The organism is Bradyrhizobium sp. BR14999, assembly GCF_056106085.1.
Genome location: NZ_CM148536.1, coordinates 7,904,194 through 7,925,064, shown reverse-complemented (window position 1 = coordinate 7,925,064; position 20,871 = coordinate 7,904,194). Strand labels below are relative to the sequence as shown.

Annotated in this window: 13 protein-coding genes; 7 read left to right on the top strand and 6 right to left on the bottom strand. The window is 58.5% G+C overall.

What is annotated here, in order from left to right:
* Positions 1-8 precede the first annotated feature (8 nt).
* On the bottom strand, positions 9-1,724 hold the full coding sequence (locus ACR9YP_RS37045) for a putative Ig domain-containing protein (RefSeq protein ID WP_474218363.1): 1,716 nt from the start codon (positions 1,722-1,724) through the stop codon (positions 9-11).
* Between the two features lie 228 nt (positions 1,725-1,952).
* On the opposite strand from ACR9YP_RS37045, the gene ACR9YP_RS37040 reads away from it, so the two are divergent.
* Positions 1,953-2,771, top strand: a complete 819-nt coding sequence (locus ACR9YP_RS37040) for a glycosyltransferase family 25 protein (RefSeq protein ID WP_474218362.1) — start codon at positions 1,953-1,955, stop codon at positions 2,769-2,771.
* A gap of 62 nt (positions 2,772-2,833) precedes the next feature.
* On the opposite strand, the gene ACR9YP_RS37035 is transcribed toward ACR9YP_RS37040, so the two are convergent.
* On the bottom strand, positions 2,834-3,883 hold the full coding sequence (locus ACR9YP_RS37035; protein ID WP_474218361.1) for a glycosyltransferase family 2 protein: 1,050 nt from the start codon (positions 3,881-3,883) through the stop codon (positions 2,834-2,836).
* Positions 3,884-3,990: 107 nt separating this feature from the next.
* Between ACR9YP_RS37035 and ACR9YP_RS37030 the strand changes: the two genes are divergently transcribed.
* The gene (locus ACR9YP_RS37030; protein ID WP_474218360.1) at positions 3,991-5,187 is read left to right on the top strand and encodes a glycosyltransferase; all 1,197 of its coding nucleotides are present in this window, start codon (positions 3,991-3,993) and stop codon (positions 5,185-5,187) included.
* Here ACR9YP_RS37030 and ACR9YP_RS37025 read toward each other — a convergent pair.
* Positions 5,176-6,174 carry a glycosyltransferase family 2 protein gene (locus ACR9YP_RS37025; protein ID WP_474218359.1) on the bottom strand — a complete coding sequence of 333 codons (999 nt, stop codon included), beginning with the start codon at positions 6,172-6,174 and terminating at the stop codon, positions 5,176-5,178. The two genes, ACR9YP_RS37030 and ACR9YP_RS37025, sit on opposite strands and share 12 nt — an antisense overlap.
* A gap of 251 nt (positions 6,175-6,425) precedes the next feature.
* Here ACR9YP_RS37025 and ACR9YP_RS37020 point away from each other — a divergent pair, with 251 nt between their 5' ends.
* Together ACR9YP_RS37020 and ACR9YP_RS37015 are read left to right on the top strand one after the other, a co-directional pair.
* Complete coding sequence (locus ACR9YP_RS37020; RefSeq protein ID WP_474218358.1) at positions 6,426-6,815, top strand: hypothetical protein; 390 nt, start codon at positions 6,426-6,428, stop codon at positions 6,813-6,815.
* Positions 6,816-7,208: 393 nt separating this feature from the next.
* On the top strand, positions 7,209-12,446 hold the full coding sequence (locus ACR9YP_RS37015) for an Ig-like domain-containing protein (RefSeq protein WP_474218357.1): 5,238 nt from the start codon (positions 7,209-7,211) through the stop codon (positions 12,444-12,446).
* Here ACR9YP_RS37015 and ACR9YP_RS37010 read toward each other — a convergent pair.
* Complete coding sequence (locus ACR9YP_RS37010; protein ID WP_474218356.1) at positions 12,433-13,902, bottom strand: lipopolysaccharide biosynthesis protein; 1,470 nt, start codon at positions 13,900-13,902, stop codon at positions 12,433-12,435. The two genes, ACR9YP_RS37015 and ACR9YP_RS37010, sit on opposite strands and share 14 nt — an antisense overlap.
* Before the next feature lie 419 nt (positions 13,903-14,321).
* Here ACR9YP_RS37010 and ACR9YP_RS37005 point away from each other — a divergent pair, with 419 nt between their 5' ends.
* Together ACR9YP_RS37005 and ACR9YP_RS37000 are read left to right on the top strand one after the other, a co-directional pair.
* Positions 14,322-15,962 (top strand): hypothetical protein, encoded by a 1,641-nt coding sequence (locus ACR9YP_RS37005; protein WP_474218355.1) that lies wholly within the window; start codon positions 14,322-14,324, stop codon positions 15,960-15,962.
* Positions 15,952-16,410: a thiol-disulfide oxidoreductase DCC family protein gene (locus ACR9YP_RS37000; RefSeq protein ID WP_244551273.1), complete on the top strand. Its 459-nt coding sequence runs from the start codon at positions 15,952-15,954 to the stop codon at positions 16,408-16,410. The genes ACR9YP_RS37005 and ACR9YP_RS37000 overlap by 11 nt, the downstream gene beginning before the upstream one ends.
* 54 nt (positions 16,411-16,464) lie before the next feature.
* Here ACR9YP_RS37000 and ACR9YP_RS36995 read toward each other — a convergent pair whose 3' ends face one another.
* Together ACR9YP_RS36995 and ACR9YP_RS36990 are read right to left on the bottom strand one after the other, a co-directional pair.
* Positions 16,465-17,619 (bottom strand): glycosyltransferase family 2 protein, encoded by a 1,155-nt coding sequence (locus ACR9YP_RS36995; protein ID WP_091894099.1) that lies wholly within the window; start codon positions 17,617-17,619, stop codon positions 16,465-16,467.
* Between the two features lie 633 nt (positions 17,620-18,252).
* Positions 18,253-18,543, bottom strand: coding sequence for a hypothetical protein (locus ACR9YP_RS36990; protein ID WP_130211929.1), 291 nt, complete (start codon positions 18,541-18,543; stop codon positions 18,253-18,255).
* A gap of 1,045 nt (positions 18,544-19,588) precedes the next feature.
* On the opposite strand from ACR9YP_RS36990, the gene ACR9YP_RS36985 reads away from it, so the two are divergent.
* Positions 19,589-20,806, top strand: coding sequence for an acyltransferase family protein (locus tag ACR9YP_RS36985; RefSeq protein ID WP_474218354.1), 1,218 nt, complete (start codon positions 19,589-19,591; stop codon positions 20,804-20,806).
* Positions 20,807-20,871: the final 65 nt, after the last annotated feature.

Genomic DNA, 20,871 nt, shown 5'->3' with positions numbered 1-20,871 from the left:
GTCGAGCATCATCCTCCGTACGGGCGGTTCGCCGGATCGTGCGCGTGGACGGTCAACGTTGTCGTCCTCTTTGTTGTCTGGCCCGCATTGTTTGCGCAGGAGATTGTCAGGCTGGTGACCCCTGGCGTCGTTGGAGCACCATTGATCAGTCCGGTAGAACGGTCAAAAGCGAGCCCCTGCGGCAGTCCTTTGACGGACAATATCTTCGGCATCATGACTCCGACATCGCACTCCCCATAGATATCGTGGCGGTAGCTGTCGCCTGCGGCGGATGAAAGGGGGCGCGTCGTCACGCGCGGACCGCGATTGATGGAGAATCGCAGTGGCTCCATCGTTGAGCCGTCAGGCTTGTAGCCATAAACGACGACATGAGACCGCCCGGCATTGCCCTTGGCAGTGGTGAAGTCCGCCTTGATCGTGCGCGATGTCGCATCGTACGAAATGCCTTCCGGGAATTGCGTAAACGTCGTCTGCTCCGTCATACCCGGTTCGGAGCTGTCATAGGGTACGACCTGGACGAATTCGGTAACGCTCGCATCACCCCAGAGGGCCTTGGCGCTCGGCAGCACAATCTTGCCGTTGCCGTCGTAATCGACATTGAGATCTGCGACCGAAACCAGCGGCTTCCAATGCTTGACGCCTGTCGTGCGCCAGCCGCGGATCCAGTCGACATCGAGATAGGCGCCGGTCGCCGAACTGGCCCACGCTGCGGCGTCATACGCCTCGCCCGCGAACGTGTTATTGAATATGTGTGACGTCAGCAGCACAAATGAGGGCATATTCTTGGTATTGGAATCCACGCCGGCAAACTGGGATCGAAGGGCGCCATCGACGTAGAGTTGGGTGTTTCCGCCGTTTCGAAAAACAAAGCTGAAGACGTGGAACGCGCCGTCCATATAGTCGAATGGTCCGGCGCTGTTGTCGGTCGAGATCGCCCCCGAGGTATGGACGATATTGCTGAAGTGCATCCCTTGGGAGTTGCACTCGAGATCCCACTCGTTGCCGGTTGGATTAAGCACGGGTGCGACCGAATAGGTCCAGAACGCGGGATGAAAGCCGGCCGGATTTGTAAGCCTGGGGCTGAACCGGGCACGCATCTCGATGATGACGGCGTTGGCGGTCGGGTAGTATGCAAACGCCCCGGCGGTATGGATCATCGCGGATAGGTGCGGCCGCACGCCTCCGTTGATGGACCGGTCGGTCGGCGTAAGGAATGCCTGCTCGCGCGTTGTTGCCTTGCGCGCTCCGAGGCGCAGCACCGAGCCGGAGATCGACATGTTGTCGAAGCCAACCGCGACGCCGCGGTTGCGGTCCTTGTAGCCGGTGGTCAGCGGGTCGGCATCAAAAGCGGTCCCGAGCGACGTGGTATTGCCGCGGATGCCTGGATGATAGGCGCCAGTCGGGAAGAACTTGCCGCGAGGGTTTGCCGGACCCACGATATCGAGAGTGTTGAATTCATCACCCCAGGACAGCGTATAGCCGGCATACAACCCACTGCCGTTCTGGCCGACGACGGCGCCGCCGACGACCTGGCTGCGTTGCTTAAACAGCGGGATGAATTGCAGGCGCTGTCGCAAACCATCGTTGCTCAGGCCAAGATAAAGTACTGAGCCACCGACAACCAATGATGCGACGAACAATGCTGCCATGGTGCTGGTGAATCGATGCTTTGATGGCATCCGCGCCTCTTTGCTTGAGACCATCGCGACTTTCGCGATGTACATGTTTCACTCGTCTGTGAGGAACCGTTGGTTCGATCCAAGGCATCCGAATGCGACCGCTTTAGGTATAGCCGCAGATTTCGCCGTGCTTTACGAAACAAGAATGTGAAATGGCCACCAGCATGGCAGCCGCCGGGCGCCGCGTCCTTGTCAGCACAGACCGGTTCGCGGTAATCGTTTGGAGATCACGTGCAATACGGTTCCCAATCAACGCGTCGGACTGATCAATTGATGGGCAGCAATCTCAAAATTGTGGCGATTAGTTTGGCCGGTTCCGTGCGCCGCGAGCGCGCGAGTGCAAATCTGGAGTCGCTTGAGATTCCATGGACCTTCTTTGATGCCTTGCGTGTGCCCGCCAAGGGGCTCCCGCAATATGATGAGGCGCTGGCCATCCGCTTTTGGGGCAGGGGCCTTTCACGTGCCGAGATCGGCTGCGCAGCTAGTCATATGAGCATCATGGCGCAAGTGGCAGCGTTAGACGCCGACGATTCATGGACACTTGTGGTCGAAGACGACGTCATTCTCGATGCCGGGTTCAGCTTTCGATCGCTTCCGGACATCTGCAAGGCGGCCGAGATCGGCTATCTCCGGCTGTATGGGCGACACATGGCGCCGTGCACGCACGTGGCCTGGCTGGATCAGCGGGAATTGGTGCGGTTTGAGCGTGCGCCAATGGGAACGCAGGCTTATCTAATCTCCGGCCATGCCGCGCGTCGATTCATCGACAGCGTGACAACGATCCATCGGCCGATCGACTGGGAGATGGATCGCTTCTGGGCAAATGGCCTCCACAATTATGCCTTGTTTCCTTTTCCGTGCCTTGAGGTGACGCTGACGTCTTCGATCGCAAAGGCGGCGGAGTCGGTCCGCGAGCCTACTGCGTTTGACAGAGCGGCTCGGTTTGCGTGGAAATCAAAGGAATATGTTCTGCGCCTGTCGGAAAATATCCGCCTTCGCCAGTCCGACAGGCGGATTCGCGCCCGCCTCGCCGGCGCAACCAGTCTTTCCGGGCCAATGCCGGAGACAATTCGTACGATCGAAAGCGTGTGATCGACGCCTGGAGGCGTAGGACGAGATCTGACGAGGCGGGTTGCCTTTGCGGCGTTGCCCACTCAGGCGGGCTTGCGCCGGATGACACTTCCGAACCTGACGAGCGGCCTCAAGAGTTCTGCCCTGTTGAAGCGGAGCATGATCAGCTGATACGCAAGCCAGGAAGGGCTCAAGAACAGCCCTGTGAACCAGACGATATGAGAGGCGGCGGCGCGCCAATGTGTTGTCGTGGTCAGCGCAAGCCATATCCCACGGCGCAGAAGTGAACTCGATGTGTCCGCGTCCTGCCGAACATAGCGCAATCCCAGTTTACGCGACGCGAGGCGATAGTTGACAAAGACGATCTCGTTATCGATCGGCCGTGCCGCTTGCACGTGCATGGACTTCTTGTCGCAATGCGCCTTCAGGATATCGAACTCTGCGACACGGAACCCGATCTGCCTAGGAAAATCCGGAAACCGCTGCGCCCGGCCCTTCGCGTCATTTCGGCTGATATTTCTGCCATGGAGCCGATATTGCCCCAGGGTTTCCTGCACCGTGACCACGTCTCCGTAAAGAGGCGCGATCGTGTTGAGGGCGCCGTCGTATCCCACGGGCGGATTGAGCGGGATGACCTGTCGAAGAAACTCTCGGGAGTACGCATTTCCCGACATGACTGGCCAGATGTACGTTCCCGACCGGGTAAATTCTGCGTGCACATCGTCTGGCGCGTAGGATTTAGGAAACGCACAAAACGAGCGCCCAAGTCGCCTGCCGGCGCCATCGATGATGTCCAGATTGAACTGAACTTTCGAAACACCTTCACGCCAGTGCGCCGCGACGTTTTCGACCGCCGTCGGCATCAGGATGTCATCCGCATCGAGGAACAGGAGTACATCGCCTATCGCTGCGCGATACCCAACTTCGAATGCTGCGATGTTGCCCTGATTTGCCTGAAATATGGCTCGAATCCTGTCACCATAGCCGGCGATGATCTGGCGGGAACCGTCGATCGATCCGTCGTCGACGACGACGATTTCGTCCGCCGGACGGGTCTGATTCAACGCGCTGTCGATTGCCAATCCGACATACCGTTCGTAATTGTAGACAGTTATGACGATGCTGATCTTCAACGCGTGTCGCTCACAATTTGCAGGTGACAGAAGAGGCTATCAATCCATGCCTTGATGAGCCAGAAGTAATTTCACGGTCCGCAAAGCATGGTTGGTGAGGCAATCGCATGAAAATCGCTCTGATCGATCCGTCGCTGTTTACTTGGCCATATGATCTTAAATTAGCCAAAGGATTGACCGATATTGGGCATGCAGCCAGCATTGTCGGGCGCCAGCTCGGGCGGAAGCCTTCCGTTGATGAAGACCTGTTTCTCGACCGGCATTTTTATCCGGGATTGCAGTCGCGCTTTTTCAAGAAACTTCCACGCAACGTGCAGCTGGGGCTGAAAGGCCTCAGTCACGCTGAATCAATGACACGGCTGATCAGGCGGTTCAGGAGGACGCCGCCTGATGTGATCCATTTCCAATGGGCACCGCTGGCGATCGTCGACAGCCAGTTCATTCCCAAGTTCAGGAGGGTCGCGCCAACGGTTCTGACCGTTCATGACTCGAATCCGTTCAATAACAATCCGAGCTCGCGGATACAGCGAATTGGCGCGTTCAGCATTCTGCATTGCTTCGACCATCTTATCGTTCATACGACCGTTGCACGCGATCGCCTGCTACGCGTTGGTATCCCGGACGAAAAGATATCCGTTATCGCGCACGGATTGCTGACGGATCATATCACCCGACCGGCCGACGAGACCTCGGCCGGGAACGGGCGCGTTCAAATACTCCTGTTCGGCAAGATAAAGCCCTACAAGGGCGTCGACGTCATGCTTCGCGCGCTTGCGCTGCTTCCCCGAGAGGTCAGGGCGCATTGCGTGGTGAAGGTCGTGGGCTGGCCGGAAATGGCGATGGAGCCGCTGTTTGCGATGGTGAAGGATCTGCAGCTCGAAGACCATGTCGAATTCGACCTGCGTTTCGTTCCGGAAGATGAAGTTACCTCACTGGTCGCGCGCGCTGACATCCTGGCTTTTCCGTACCGGGATATCGACGCATCGGGTGTGCTGATGCTGGCGATCGCGGCGGGACGTCCGATCGTCGCTTCGAACCTTGGAACGTTTTCGGAATGGCTGAGCGATCGGGCAGAGGGGACGCTCGTTCCTCCAGGTGATCCCGCCGCGTTGTCCCGGACGCTCGAGCGCTTGATCAGCGACCCTGATTATCGAAACCGCAAGAGTCAAGGAATGTTGGATCTGCGAGACTCGGTGCCGACGTGGACCTCGATTGCACGCCTGACCGAGGCGGCCTATGCGAAGGCGGGCCGGCGTGTGGGCGCGCCGGCCAGTGCCCAGGTTCTACAGGGTTCAGGAAACTGAAGGGGTCATCTGCCAGGTGGCCTGGCGGATCGACAGGATGCCCCAGAAAAAGCCAAGTGCCCACGCGAAGTGCATCACGACAGCGGCCGGCAGTGCAAGCAGCCCGCAAATAGAGCGATGTTTTACTGCAATCATCATTGCAGTCAGCGCCAGTATCGCCAGATAGGCTGCCGGCAATGTCAACAGCAGCGGCGCCACCGGCGACAGCACGATGGCGCCAAGCGTCAATGCAACATGCGTGGGCACCACGAATTGACGCAGTCGCAACGATCCGGGATGCCGCCTCACGGTTCTCGATCGACCGCGACCGTAGTTGAAGTACTGCTTCGCCAGGCTCAGAAAGCTCGACCGCGGTCGATATGAAAGGCGGATGTCCGAATCCAGAAATATCCGGCCGCCGATTGCACGCAGCCTGCAGTCAAACTCTGCATCTTCATTATGAGCGAAGGTTTCGTCGTAACCACCAGCCCTGCGGAATGCGTCGATGGTCATCGCCGCATGATGCCCGTGATCGACAAAGCCGCTTTGCTTTCCGCCGCGATGTGCCGATCCACCCGAACCGACCTTTGTGTCCGAGACCCAGGCGACGGCCTTCTGCAGGCAACCCTCGCCACGCGAGTCCATGGGAACCACGACCGAGTCGGCCTTACGCTCGTCCAGAGTCTCGAGGAGGCTCGAAACATAATCCGCTGGATATCCGCAATGGGCGTCACACCGCACTAGGACCTGCGCCGCAGCACCATAGACCTTTACGGCTAGATTGACCCCGGCACTCTGCAGCCGCTGCGGATTGCGCAACAGATGGACGCCGCCAATGTCTTTGGCGAGCTGGCGGACAATGTCGGGCGTCCCATCGGTGCTGCCGCCATCTGCAACCACTATTGTGCGACCTGCGTGAAGACTGTCCCCGGCCAGGTTGCGGACAACCGTCTCAATCTGGGGGGCCTCGTTCAGTACCGGTATGACAATCAGGACTTCTCTGGACACGATTTAGCTGCCGCTTGCGGTTGTTTGCTTAATCCGTTGGCAGGCGCGGGAATGGTCGTTGATGCACGCCAAAGGACGAACCAACGGTCCGTCAAAAGAATGGCCAACTCGTGACTGCTTCTTTTAATGCATCGGTTGCAAGTGGGCTTACCGATGGCGCCTTAAAATGGGCGATCTATTCTGCGTGAATCGTGAATAGTGCGTGCCCCGATCGCTCGAAGATCGGAAGCGAACCGGACTGGGAGCGATATGTGAGAGCTGCTGTTGTTGTTGCCGTCGCTTTGTTGCTAGCGGTCTGTCATCCTGCATCGGCCGATCCGATGACGTTGGATTTTTCATGGCGCGGGGCGCACGGCTGTGTCACGCTGTTCCCAAATCCGGAGATACGTCTGCGCAACATTCCCGCCGGTGGCACTTCGATGACGCTCACACTTGCGGAAGGTGCTCGCGAAATGGGAGGCCAGAACGTTCCGGTTCCTGGTAATGGCGTTGTGCCGTCTGGGACGATCCGGACATTTGGTCCTTGCAAGCCGGGTCTGTATGAATGGACCGCCCTCGTGAAATCATCGGCGGGACAGGTTCTATCGGAAGCGCATCAGGCGCGATTCTATCCCTCGGACCAGACCGCAGCGAAGCAATAATTTGGCAACGTCAATCCACGTATTGCACCGTTTCGGGCCTTTGTGGCAGCTCCACGCGTCTGCATGCCGCCGATTGATCGTACCCACGTGTTGCGACTCTATTCGGCCAACGAGGGTCTCATACGGGTTGAATACTATCGGATGCAAAATGCGGTTCCCTAATCGGAACCCAGCGTGTTCGGCGCCCGCCCAGGGAACGACGGGCAATGCACTGAGCGTGCTTGTTGCAAAGCAGCGCGGACTTCACATGAGCCCGTAGCATTCCGGTGTCTCCGCAGAAATCTCCAGCCGTCAGCTGATTCTCTCGTCATGCGTCAAATTGCGTCGAATCCATAAGGCTCTTTTGAACGCGTGCATAGTTGTGTGCCACGTAAGAGGAGCACGTAATCCATCATGACCACTATCAATGGAAGCGCCGGTGCCGACGTTCTGTTTGGCGGTACCGGAAATGATGTTCTGACCGGAGGAGCAGGCAGCGATACTTTCGTTGTCTCGAAGGGGTACGGCTCCGATACCGTCACTGATTTTCAGGCGGGCTTAGGCGGCGATGTGCTGCGAGTGCAGAACTACGGCTTCGCGACGTTCGCGAGCTTCCTGGCAGCGGCCACCCAAGTGGGCTCCGATACGGTCGTCACGCTGTCGTCCACCGAAACCCTGACGCTGCAGAATGTCGCGCTTTCGACCTTGGTTGCAAGCAATGTCGTGCTGGACAATCCGCTGCCAGCGAGCGGAACGGCATGGAACTGGGCGGGCACCGTCCCCGCAGGCGGCACGCTGACGACCGGGGCGACAAATGACGGCATGGAGGCCGGCGGCACGGGCGTCACGCTGATCGGCGGAGCAGGGGACGACACCTACTATGTCTATGACCACAACACCAAGGTCGTCGAGCAGGCCGGAGAGGGTATCGATACGATCCGTGTCTGGAACATCAACGGATACAGCCTCGTCAATGCGCCGAACGTCGAGAATCTTGTCCTGACAGATAGTGTTCCGTCTCCCGCCACCGGTAATGACCTCAACAACATCATTGTCGGCAACGCCGGCGACAACATGATCGACGGCGGGCGAGGCAACGATGTGCTGACCGGTGGGGCCGGTCGCGACACCTTTGTCGTGACAGCGGGCAACGGCAATGACACCGTCACCGACTTTCAGGCGGGCGCCGGCGGGGACGTCCTGCAGCTCAACAACACCGGCTTCAAGACGTTCACCGATGTCACGGCGGCCATGAAACAGGTCGGCACCGACCTTGTTCTGAAACTCGCGAGCGGCGAAACGATAACACTTGAAAACACCAGCCTCCAGAATCTCACGACCGCCAATATAAACATCGTCAGTCCGCTGACCGGATTGGTCCAGACCTTCAACGACGACTTCAACACGCTCTCCGCGGGCCAGGATCCGAGCCTGACCTGGCGCACGAGCTATGCCTGGAGCGGAGCCGCAGGGTACGGGCTGGCCGGCGAACAGGAAGTGTATGTCGATCCCAGCTTTTCCGGACTGCCGGCCACTCAGGCATCAACGTCGCTCGGGCTTAATCCGTTCTCGATTCAGGACGGTCACCTCGTCATCACGGCGCAACCGTTGCCTACGAGCGCAACGCCTTATACAGGCAGTGCCATATTTTCGTCGGGCATGATCTCGACCCAGAACAGCTTTACCCAGACCTACGGCTATTTCGAGATGACGGCCACGCTGCCCAGCACAAGCGGCGCGTGGCCGGCGTTCTGGATGCTTCCCAGCACTGCCAATAACCTCAACACGGAAATCGACGTGCTCGAAGCATTTGGTCAGGATCCTGACCAGGCTCATTGGGCCATTCATTCGCCCTACGCGCCTGCGACGAATGGGGGGTGGGCAAATACAGCCAACCTGACCAGTGGAGAGCACACGTTTGCGCTCAAATGGACCCCTTACGACTTGACGTTCTTCGTCGACGGGAAGGAGGTCGCACAGCAGGCGACGCCCTCCGACATGAATACGGCGATGTACATGATCGCCAATCTGGCGATGGGCGGCAGCTGGCCGGGCAACGCCGCTCCAGGATCGACGGCGACGATGACCATCGATTCAATCAAAGCCTATCAACTGCCGGAGTACACGCTTGCGAACTACACCCTGCTCACGAGTGGCGCACCGACCAACACGATCGTGGGAAGCGCGGCTGCGGACGCGCTGAGCGGCACATCCGGTAATGACCTGATCGGTGGTGCAGGAGGCGCCGATGCCATGACCGGCGGTGCCGGCGATGACACTTATGTCGTGACCGATTCCGGTGCGAAGGTTATCGAGGCCTATGGCGGAGGCATCGACACGGTAAACTCCTCCGTGACGTATACGCTTTCGAGCTACGTCGAGAATCTGACGCTCACCGGTTCGGCGGCCATCAACGCCACCGGCAATATTCAGTCCAACATCATCATCGGCAATTCCGCGGCGAACGTGATCACCGGCGGGCTCGGCAATGATATGCTGACCGGCGGCGGCGGTGCGGATACCTTCGTGGTCAACTCCGGCGATGGTTCGGACATCATCACCGACTTTTCTCCGGGATCGGGTGCCGCGCACGACGTCGTCCAGCTCAACGGCTTTGCCTTCACCTCATTCGCCGATGTGCAGGCGGCGATGACCCAGGTCGGAAGCGACGTCTATCTGAAGTTGACCAGCCAGGACACCGTGGTGTTCCGCAACACGACGGTCTCGGCATTCACCAGCGACGATTTCCAATTGCCGGCAACACTCCCGGTCGGTGGGACGATCACGTCCTGGATCAGCGGGAAAGCGAGCAGCCGCATGGTGTACGGTACCGCGGCAAACGACAAGCTCTCGGCGGTCAATATCGATGACACGCTCGTCGGGTGGAACGGCGACGATTCCTACGTCATCGGTAACGCGAACCAGAAAATCGTCGAGAATCCCGGCGGCGGCATTGACAGCGTGGAGGCGTGGACGTCGTACACGTTGCCGGCAAACGTCGAAAACCTGACGTTGATGATGGGCGGGCTCGCGGGCGTCGGCAACCAAATGGCAAACCGCATGGTCGGCTCGAGCGGTGACGATTCCCTGGATGGCGCGGGCGGGAATGACTGGCTCTCCGGAGGAGCCGGAAACGATACGTTCATTTACAATGCAGGCAGCGGCAACGATACGGTCGCCGATTTCCACGTCTTCACGACCTCGACTGCCGAACACGACAAGCTGATTCTGAAAGGATACGACAGCGGCGCCTATTTGACCCATGTGAACGACGTGTGGACCGTTCACTACGCGGGTGGAGCAGATACGCTGCGCATTGCGGGCGTCACCAGCTTGACGTCGGCCGACTATTCATTCGTTTCCGCGACGAATTCGCCGATGGCGATGACACCTATCGCCGTGCCGACGATCTCGGCTGTCAACGACAGCGGTTCGATCGTGTCGGGCCTCATCAATACAAATCATCTGGTCCTCACGGGTCGCGCGCAGGCAGGTGTAACCGTCAAGGTTTTCGACGGGACAACTCAGATCGGCACGGCGATCGCCGACGGCAACGGTAACTGGAGTATGGCGACCGCAATGCTGGCCGAAGGCGGCCACGCCTTTGCCGCCGCAGCGATGGACGGTGTCGGCAATCTCACCGCGCTCTCAGCCGGGGTGAATGTCACCATCGATACGGTCGCCCCGAACGTGCCCAAGCTCGCGTCGTTTTCGCCAGACAGCAACGTTGCCGGCGATGGCGTCACCAATGTCAACCACGTGAATTTGACTGGAACCGCGGACGCCGGGAGCACGGTGCAAGTCTTCGACGGCGCGACGATGATAGGAACGGCGATCGCCGACACCAACGGAGCCTGGTCCTTTGCCACCGCAACCTTGGCGGACGGTAATCACACCTTTACCGGCAAGACCGCGGACGCCGCCGGCAACGTCAGCGCTTCGTCCGGCGCGTTGAACGTCACGGTCGATACGCGTGCCCCGGTTGCACCTATCCTGACCTCGGGTGCACCTGGAGCTTCGAGCGCAATAATCGTGTCCGGCACGGCAGAAGCCGGAAGCACTGTCCGGCTGTACGAAGGCTCGACCTTGCTCGGCACGGGCGTCGCGGCGACGAGTGGGGCCTGGAGCGTCACCACCGGATCGCTCACGGCAGGGCAACACAGCTTCACCGCGACCGCCACCGACATCGCCGGCAATTTGAGCCAGCTTTCGAACGCTTTCAGCTCCGCCGTCGGTACGGTGATCGAAGCGGCCGGCACGACATCGCTTATCAAGTCGGGAAGCAACTTCTACCTTTCGACGGCCGGCTCATCGGTGATCTTGAAGAATGGCGGAACCGCGGTTGTCGCGGGGCAGCTTGGCGCATGGGTGCCAGTAGCTGCGGAAGCGTCGTCGAACGGCTATCTCGTCGCGTGGAAGATCCCCTCGACCGGCCAGTTCGCGGTCTGGAGCACCGACAGCAACGGCAATTTCGTATCCAACTATCTGAACAAGGTGTCCGGAACCGACCCGGCTCTTGAGTCGAGCGAGACCCTCTTTCACCAGGATCTCAACGGTGATGGCGTGATTGGTCTTCCACCAGCACCCGAGAAGGTTTCAAGCACGACAATCGAGGCGTCCGGCTCAACCAGCCTGGTTCTGGTCGGCTCGAATTACTTGCTCGACGCGATGGCCAGCGGCGCGGGACCGACCTTGAAGTACGGTGGCGTAGCGGTTGTGTCGGGACAGTTCGGCGCTTGGACGCCGGTGGGCGTGGAGCAAACGACCAGCGGCTATGATGTGGCCTGGAAGATTCCAGCCACCGGCGAACTCTGTGTGTGGACCACGGACAGCAATGGCAACTATGTATCGAACCTCCTGAACAAGGTGGCCCCGACCGACCCTGCTCTTAAAGCGGTCGAGACGACTTTTTATCAGGACCTCAATGGCGATGGTGTAATCAATACGTCATCGACCATCCTCAAGATCTCCGGAAATGTCGTATTGAATCTGGGCAATATGTCACAGGCCGCGACGGTCGACCCCGGCGCCACGCTCGAATTGTCCGGCGCCGCTTCCGGGTCGATCACCTTCAAGGCGTCGACCGGCAATCTGGTGTTGGACCACGCGTCGCAATTTACGGGAACGCTCATCGGTCTGACGGGTGACGGCACCGCGTCCAATTCCAATCATATGGACCTGAAGGACATCGCGTATGGAGCGGGAACGTCGGCGTCCTTTTCCGGCGATACAGCCGGTGGCGTGTTGACCGTGGTCGATGCTCAAAATCACACGGCACATATCTCGCTTGTTGGCGACTACACCAACTCCACGTTCAATCTCTCGAGCGACGGATCCGGGGGCACGCTGGTCATCGATCCTCCGAAGGCCAGCTTTGATTTTTCGGCGGTTGCGCCGTCGCAGCCTCCTCCTACCGCACCGGCCGTCGGCCCCGCGCGCCCGCGAGACGACGGGTTCGTGTTCGAGCAGTCCGCTATCCCCACCGTATATGAGTTCAGCAACGAGGCTTTTCATGAATCGGCCAAGGCAAGGCTCCTCGTGGCCACCACTTATCCAGATGTTAACTCAAGCCTTCATCAGGTCGACGCCGTTCACGCGGTAGCCCCGATTGATGCCCATCTGGCCGAGTTGCATGACTTCATCCTTCGCTGAAGGTCTTTGCCTTTCGAAAAACGTTGCGTAATACGCGTTTCGCAAGTTCCCGTTTCCGCGCGAAGAAGGTCATGGGGAGGAGATATGATGCATAGGCAAGCGCCAGCAGCGTAACTAACCCAGCGAAAGAGTTTCCATCCAGCAATGAGATAATCGAAATCCTTGTGACGGCCGCCGCAACGCCACAACCGATCCAATGTGGGACGGTCGTCTTGACCAGGCTCCTAGTCGTCACCGGGCCATGACGACCGATTGACATCGCGTAAAGCGGCAGCACGACGGTGCAGTTCACCAGCGTATACGCCGCCGCGATTCCGAGGGCGCCCCAGGGAAGACCGACGAGGAATGAGGTCACGTTGATCAGGGCGGTCCAAACGCCGAGCCTGAAGTACTCCTGGCCACGGCCTTGACTGAGGAACAGCCAAGCTGCCGTCGCGGTTGCGACCTGGATCAAGCCCGCAACACCAAGCCAAGAAAAAATCGGGGCTGCACCCACCCAATGCTCCCCGAGGAGAACTCTGAAGAGCGGCTCCGAGAGCAGGATGGCGAAGACGATGCCCGGCTGACATATGAGCATAACCATGGAAAGGGCATCGTTGTAGGTGCTGAGATATCTCTCCTTATCGAAACGAAGCCGCGAAAGCAGCGGGACAATCACCTGACCGATGGGGTTGTGTAATTGGACGATCGGCAGCAGCAACAGCTTATAGGCCCGATCGTACAGGCCGAGTTCGTCGCCGCCTCGAAATTTGCCGATGAGAATGTTGTCCGCATTTCTCGAGAGATAGTTGACCAGATTGAACCCTGACACGTGCAGGCCAAATCGCGCCATGTGCCGCGTCTCGCTGTCCAGACGGGCATATCCGGGGCGATAGCCAGAATAGACCCAGATCCCGACTGTCGAAATGAGCGTGAGAACGAGCGTGGACAGATAAAGTGCCCAATAGTCTCTCAAGATGATTACGGCGACGATCCCGGCGACAACGGAAGCGGTTGTCGCAGCGACATCCAGGATTGCCAGGGTCTTGAACCGGGATTCTCTGGCAAGCAGCGCCGCCGGAACGGTCGCAAGGCCAGCAATGAAGCTTAGGCCGGCAATTGCGATCATGAGCTGTTGAAGCCTCGTATCGCCGTAAAACAGCGCAACCGGATGCGCGCTCAACGCCAGAACGAGAGCAGATGCCGCGGAAGCGAGCACCGATAGCCAGAACAGCGCATCGATCTGGCCCTTGGCGATTTCCGTGCGTTGAATGATGGCCTGTCCAACGCCGACGTCCTTGATGAGCCCGAGGAACGTTGCAGCCGTCGCAGACATGGCCAGCAGGCCGAAGTCGGACGGGGCAAGATTTCGCGTCGAGAATATCGTCAAGACAAAACCGGCCGACAGTTTCCAGGCCTGGGACCCGCCCGTTATGAGGATGTTGTTTACGGCCCGTGACTTGCTGTCCTTGTCCAACGAGCTCACCCCCGCGATCTCAAACAGTTCTTGCGCGGTCTTGCGCCTGCCAAAAAATGCCGCGGGAAATCCAGCGCGCCGAACGATGGCGGTTCCGATCGTCTCCGGCTTTTAGCTTGGCCTTGACACGAACGGAAGACGTGATCGGGCGATGTGGGACCGGCGTACCTGGGCGAGCCTGGTCGAAGCTGATTTCAAACGATGGCCTGACCATCACCAATGTCAATGCGGAGACTTGTGGTCACATCAATGCCCGCAGTTTGTCATATTTCAATTCGCAGTGCTGAGGTTCCCGTGAGATGATTTTGTGCACTCACACCAGGCGAAGGGCAAGCTGCGCTTGCGATGTTTGCAGACCGCTCGTGATTCTATAATGTTCGGCTGATCTCGATGGCGAAGCTCCGGAGGTCCGAGACGGGATGACGTTGTATACCGTTGCATCACAGCAAGGAGCGCGGTCTGGCGTCGCGTCGCTTGCGGGACCTCTCTTCCTCCTTGCAGTAGCCGTCATTCTTTCTGCGATTTCGCGGCGGGCCGTCACGCATCTCGCGCGCTGGTCTGACATTTACGCTCTGGTGCTGGTTTGCTTGGCATTTGCCGGCGCGCTCGCCTTCAGCTCCATTCGCTACCGTGATTTCTCGCCGCCATTGCGGATCACCGCCTTCGCGATCGGAATGACGATCTTCGTGCAGTTGCTGTTCGATTCATTGGGGCCCTTCGCAGGGCCTCCCAACATCCTGTTCGGTTCGAGCGACAAAGCACTGTTCTTCCGCTACGGTGCGGTGCTTGCGGTTGTGGCAGGAATAGCCGCGATCTGGCGTCCTTCATTTCTGGTGCCGCTGTTCTACTTCTATCATGCATGGCGCGAAATGGTGAGCGTCGTGTCCGGCATCTTCGTGACTGAGACCGATTATCTCGGGATGCTCGACGTCGGTAACTTCGCCGTCCTTGGCGTACTCGGCACGATCGTCCTCACCAGCGCCTGGGTGATCGATCGCGTGCCGTGGCTGCGAACTTTGTTCGCTTCCGCAGATAACGTGAAGCAGCTTCGCGATCGCGCCTATGGCTTGATTTGGGCGTGCGCCGTCGGGGCGCATCTCGGCAGCTATTTCTGGTCGGGAATCTCAAAGCTGCAGGCTGGTGGCGAGAAGCCATGGACCTGGCTGCTCGCAAATCCCACGCAAACCTCAATCCTGATGGGACTCGAACGCGGCGACGCCCCGCTCGGCCTATGGCCGGGCGCGTTGCAGACGATCTGGGACGCGATCGCGAGCAACCAGCTGATCTTCAACGTTTTCGTGCTGGGTGCCCAGCTCCTGTCGCCCCTGGCTGCGATCTCGGCGCGCGCGCTGTCGTTCTTCTGCCTGCTGTTCGACATCTTCCACATCGGCGTGTACTTCACGCTCGGGGCTCTGTTCTTCTTCTGGATTGCGCTCAACCTGTTCATCGTAGCCGCGGCGCGGACGCTGCCGCGTGATGGATTCACCCCGGCGATGAAGGTTGTGATGGTCGTGACCGTCATCTGCGGCCGGTTCTTCTTCTACACCAATCATCTCGGATGGCTGGACGGGCCGAAGCTGGCAAGCCCGCGGCTTTTCGTCGAGACCCGCGATGGTCGCCAGGTTCTCGCGCCTTCCACGTATTTCGGCATCTACTCGTACATGATCGGGACCGGAACCATGTACATCCCTGAGAATCATTTCCGGGCTCGCGTTGGCGGCAACAACCACGATCTTGCGACTTGGCATGACGCGACCACCTGCGGCCCGGAGATCCTTCCGCGTCAGGACACAGGCGTACCCATGGAGGCCGTGGAAAAATTGGTCCGCGAGACGGATCGCTTTTTCCGTGTCTATCCCTGGGTGAAGGACAACAACAGCTTTTATGCCTATCCGCACCACATGCTGTCCAATCCATGGCTGTATGGCGAATTCAACAAGCTGGCCATGGACGATATTGTCGCCTATCACTATGTGGTGGACTCAGTATGCCTCGGTCTGGCGGAGGGCAAGCTTGTGCGCGACGTTCGGAAGCGTACGGATTATCGAATTGACCCATAGTGATGACGATATCTGGGTGGTATATGACGGCGAATGCCCCTTATGCAGCCGCTATGTTCTGCTGTACCAGTTGCGGGAGCGTGGGCAGCGCATTCACCTGATCGATGCGCGTTCGGAGCATCCAATCGTAGGCGATATCCGCGCCCGCAATCTCGATCTCAATGAAGGCATGGTGGTTCGCTGGCGTGGGCGGCATTACTATGGGGCCGATGCAATGCATCTGCTGGCAACGCTTGCCGGGGAGGCGACTGTCTTCAATCGCCTTAATCGGCTCGTGTTCTCCCGGCCACGCCTCGCAAGGGCACTTTATCCGGCACTGGTGCGCGGAAGGAAGCTTCTCCTTCGGCTTCTCGGCCGCAAGCTGATCGATGAGATCAATGCTCCGGAACAGCGGCTACCGGTCGGTCCTTCCGACGAAAACATCAAGCACAACGACGGGGTCCGATGACGTTTGGAGGAAGGCTCCAGCGCGCCTCCTGTGTACGAGAAGCGGTGGGTCAGGTTATCGCGTCGCGGCCTGATAGGCCGGAGAGAGACGCATCAGATCGCAACGGACAAGATCGTCGGATGATTGGTAGATCAGGCTTTTCGGATAGATGAGCTCGAATGACGGATTCTGATCGAGCCGCTCCGCGTAACGCTGATACTCGACCGATCCGAGATAGTAATTGCCCTCGCGGACCGCGATTGCGACCTTGTCGGTGAAGTCGTGGAGAAATTTGAAATGGAGCAGGGCGCCTGTGACATCGCCTGGCTTGCCTGGTGGGGCCATCAGGTGACCGGCGGCGATATAGCGACGGCCGGGCAACCAGCGCGCGAGCGGCACTTTAGTGAGCAGCGGTGGCTGCCAGCGCGTGATGTTAACTGCAGGCAGCAGCCGCGCCAGCCCGTATGGCTCAAGCAACCGCACAAGTGCGTCGTAAAGAGCGATCTTCGGCGGCATCGGTTCGTCATAAAACAACCTTGCTCGCGCACCACCCACCAGGTAGTTGGTCGGAAAGCCGCGCCGACGGCGCTTCACATAGGTATCTGAATCGAAGTAGGGGCAGAACGCGACGAGGCTCTCACCGGCATGGTAGCGCTCCGGGCCACCGAGCCAGCGTGGATACATATCGACCATCTCCGCAGTCATGCAATCTGCGCCGGTGCTCTCCAGATATCGGCACAGCCATCGAAGATCAAAATTTTCGCAACCGGGATAGACAAAGAGTTCGTCTGCGTCGAGCGTCAGCGCCCACCGTCCTGGCGCGAATTGGTCGAGCACGGCGCTGGTCCAACGCGCGCCACCACTTGATTCTGCAAAGGGCTCTCGGATCTCGAACACGTGAACATCCGGCTGATCGAGTAGGAATGCTCGCGTGCCGTCATCCGAACGATCATCGATCGCGAGGAAACGTCCGACCCCGAGCCGGCGATGGTGGCGCAGGAAATCGGGTAATCGCAGCATTTCGTTGCGAAGCTTGCCGACAGCCACGATCTCATCGGCGCCGAAGTCGAGCGGCCTGCTATCAATCCGGTGAATGACTGGATCGGGATGCTTGGCCCGTGATCGCGTTGGCGTCAAAAGTGCGACAGCCGCTTGACCCCTTACGATCGACCCTTGTAACGCGTTCCGCGCGCGGTTGCCGCCCGCCGCTGCTCTCGCCAGCAATTCCATTTTAGATTTTCCAGCCAACCGATCACATCTGCATTATCTACGATAAAGACGGCGAATATAGGTGCTATGGACGGTCACATTGTCCCAGCGGGTTGATCTAGCCTCATAAGCCCGCGGCGAGCTACAAATGTGCGCTTCTTATTTGCAATCGAGGACTATCGGCCGGCGGTTTCGCGTCGGTTCCAAATAGATTGCATTGCCATTCATTCCCAAACGTCTTGAGCATAAAGTCATAAAGTGAAGTGTCGCACCAGCTTGTCGCGGATTCGTGTCATCCAAAAGCATTTGGCCTTTGTGCAACACAGCCATTCCGCTGCGGTTTCAAGGAGCCGAAATCAAAGTCAAAGGAAGGAGCCTCCGCCACGCATTCATACGCGTATTCAGTTGGGTGCAGGAGATCTGTCGAGCCGTTGAGAGCAGATTAGAGTTGTGGCCAACGGTTTCTGCGGAGCATCACTCGTGGACGGGATCATGCCGCGTAAACGAAGCGGCTCACAAGCACACCGGCAGGAATGCGGCCCTGCGGGATGATCTGCATGGCAATTAAACAGGTGCGGAGCTTCTGCAGGAGGATGTCACAATGCACGGACCATGCGACAACATGCTCGCTGGCCGCTCATGATAGGGGGGTGACTAGACTGCGATTTGCGATTCAGGCATCTGCGGTGATGCCTCCGACTGCACTTGGTCGAGCACCGAGAGGTTCGCGATGAGCAGATAGATCAGGAGGCTCGCGCAATAGACGACTTGCAAAATTACCGCGCTGGCGACGAATGCTATCGCGCCCGTGGCGAAACCCTGCTCAAGACCCAAATACCACGCTGCAACCAGGATCAGCATCGTTGCGGGAATAAGGGCGTATGCGCGAAGAAAACGCCCAAGAAGAACACCCGCTACGGCGCTTGCGATCATCAGCACGACCAAGATCTGCCCTCCTGCTCTTGCACCAGAGATGTTCCGACGCATGATGGGCCGTATTGTAGCCACAGAACCGCTAAAAACATACCACTTTTACGCGGCCGCGGCCAATCTTTGGTGCGCCTGCCGCTGCGCTGTGGGCGCGCGGTTCTGTCGTAAAACGTGCTCGGTCGACCTGGTCTCCTGTTGGGTGCTTTTCGGTTCCAGGGGCTTACTTTTCCACCCGGGTGGTCGACCTCGGCAACAGGCCGACACGCAAATGCGGCAAGAGGCTTGTGATCAAGACGCCCCGGAGGAGACCAGTCCTAGCTCCCCTGGCTTTTACGCAGCAGGAGCCCGACCAGTTCTTCGAGGCTCTGCTCAATGTCCGCGGACTGCAAAGATCTGGTATCGGGCTCAGAGGAACGCGGCTCGATCAGACGCAAGCTTGCGCCGGAAGGCCCGGATTTCACTGGCTTCGGCTCCCGAATGGATACGGGTTTAAACGACTGAGGCATGTCATGGTTCGTCTGCTCAGTCATTGCGGGTTGAGGTGTGGCGTATCGCGCCCTGGTGCTTTCGTCCGAAGCTGGTCGCCTGGTTCTGAGCGCGGGCGAAACGTAGGGCTGCAAGTTCAAGTACTCGGCGTGCCGCTTACGAGAGATCAGCTCACGTGTGCCGTAGCCGGCCGCGAAGCCAATCGCGAGCAGAACAAATATGATGAGAAGCCCAACCATCAAACTATACGCGCCCACTCATAATTCTGCCTCAGAGTTAACCTGCTACCGTCTATATCCTGTAGTTGATAGATGCCGTAATTGACGATTTGAAGGCACGTCGTTCGCCGTATCCGTGTCGGGCTGCGCTCGCCTCAGGAGCGCTTCTGACGCGTCGTGAGCGATACGAGATATTCGCTGCATCCCCGCGATCCGGTGACTTGCCTATTTGCTGGTCAATGCGCCTTCGATTTGGCATCGCACGTTTCGTGGGTGATGCGACAGCCATCGATTGACAGCTCGCTCAACGTAGCGAACATCGCAAACAGGAAACCACGAATACCGAGATCGCCGTCTTGTCGTTACAATCCCCAGGTTCCGCCATCATAACCGACAGCCGCGCGCAGAAGATCGGGGCCGTCAACGGTTTTCGCGGACTCGCCATCTTGATGGTGATCCTTTTTCACTTGCTTGTTCCGTTTACATCCAGCGCGCCGGCATTTCCCGGCGAACTTGATCCGAATGGTCTCCTGGCCATTGTCGCGAAGCATGGCTTCTTGGGCGTAAATATCTTTTTTGTGCTCTCCGGATTCGTTCTGTACCTGCCCTATCGCACAAAGAAGCGAGTCATCGATCGGCTCGCCGACTTCCCGCATTTCTATTGGCATCGCGCAGCCCGGTTGCTTCCACTTTACTATACGGTTGTCCTCGTGACGGTTGCACTCCATGCCAAGTCGCCCGCTGGATCGCATGCGTGGTATCTGGAGCTCGGCGGACTGTTATCTACGCTTTTCATTTTTGTGCCGCACGGGTTTATGCCCCCCTCCAATCCCGTATTGTGGTCCGTAGGCGTTGAAATCTGGTTCAGCCTTTTGTTTCCGCTGCTGATTCTTCTGATCGCGCGCTTCGGCCTTGGAAGACTGTTGCTGTTGAGCGTCGTCATCTGCTCAGCTTTCGTGGTGGCTGGGCATCTTATCGTGGTGGATCGGATTGGGATGTTTCGCCCGTTTGTGGGCGGAATATTTGGGTCGTGTTACCAATTCATTTTCGGAATGTTGGTTTGCGATCTCTACGTCAAGTCCAGGGACAGCGTTTCACTAAGGAGATTTCAGTCGCGCGGGCTGCTGCCCGGACTGCTGCTGATGATTGCCGCCATATATCTCAAGGATAACGGCCCCTGGGCTGTGAGCATTCTCTACGCCACGATCTTTTGCGCCGGGTTTTCCATGGTGCTGCTGGCGGTGTTGTGCGGGGCATGGTCCGCAAATCGCTTGTTCGAGGCGTGGCCAATTCAAGTCGTCGGATGCATGTGCTACAGTATCTATGCGTGGCATTCGATCATCATGGTTGAAATGATTCCACCCGATACGTCTTCGTTGCAAGCCACGCTTCGACTTTCGTTTCCGTATCTTGCAATAACGATCCTGCTAAGTGCGCTGAGCTATCGTTATATTGAATTTGGCCATCAAGGCGATTGGAGGTCGTTGTTCCTGTTGCGTAACTCCAATTCCGACGAGCTCACCGGCGCTGGGGTATCCCGTCGTGCTGAGTCTAAACCGGTCGCATCGTCCTGAGAGGACGCCCTGCTGGGACATCTGGGACTGCGGGTCGAAGGTATGGTCGGTGCCCGAGTTCGCGG

What these genes read in the sequence shown, in the direction of transcription:
- ACR9YP_RS37005 (WP_474218355.1), top strand. Translation starts at nt 14,322, where the DNA reads ATGACGTTGTATACCGTTGCATCACAGCAAGGAGCGCGGTCTGGCGTC.
- ACR9YP_RS37030 (WP_474218360.1), top strand. Translation starts at nt 3,991, where the DNA reads ATGAAAATCGCTCTGATCGATCCGTCGCTGTTTACTTGGCCATATGAT.
- ACR9YP_RS36995 (WP_091894099.1), bottom strand. Translation starts at nt 17,619, where the DNA reads ATGGAATTGCTGGCGAGAGCAGCGGCGGGCGGCAACCGCGCGCGGAAC.
- ACR9YP_RS37015 (WP_474218357.1), top strand. Translation starts at nt 7,209, where the DNA reads ATGACCACTATCAATGGAAGCGCCGGTGCCGACGTTCTGTTTGGCGGT.
- ACR9YP_RS37040 (WP_474218362.1), top strand. Translation starts at nt 1,953, where the DNA reads ATGGGCAGCAATCTCAAAATTGTGGCGATTAGTTTGGCCGGTTCCGTG.
- ACR9YP_RS37045 (WP_474218363.1), bottom strand. Translation starts at nt 1,724, where the DNA reads ATGTACATCGCGAAAGTCGCGATGGTCTCAAGCAAAGAGGCGCGGATG.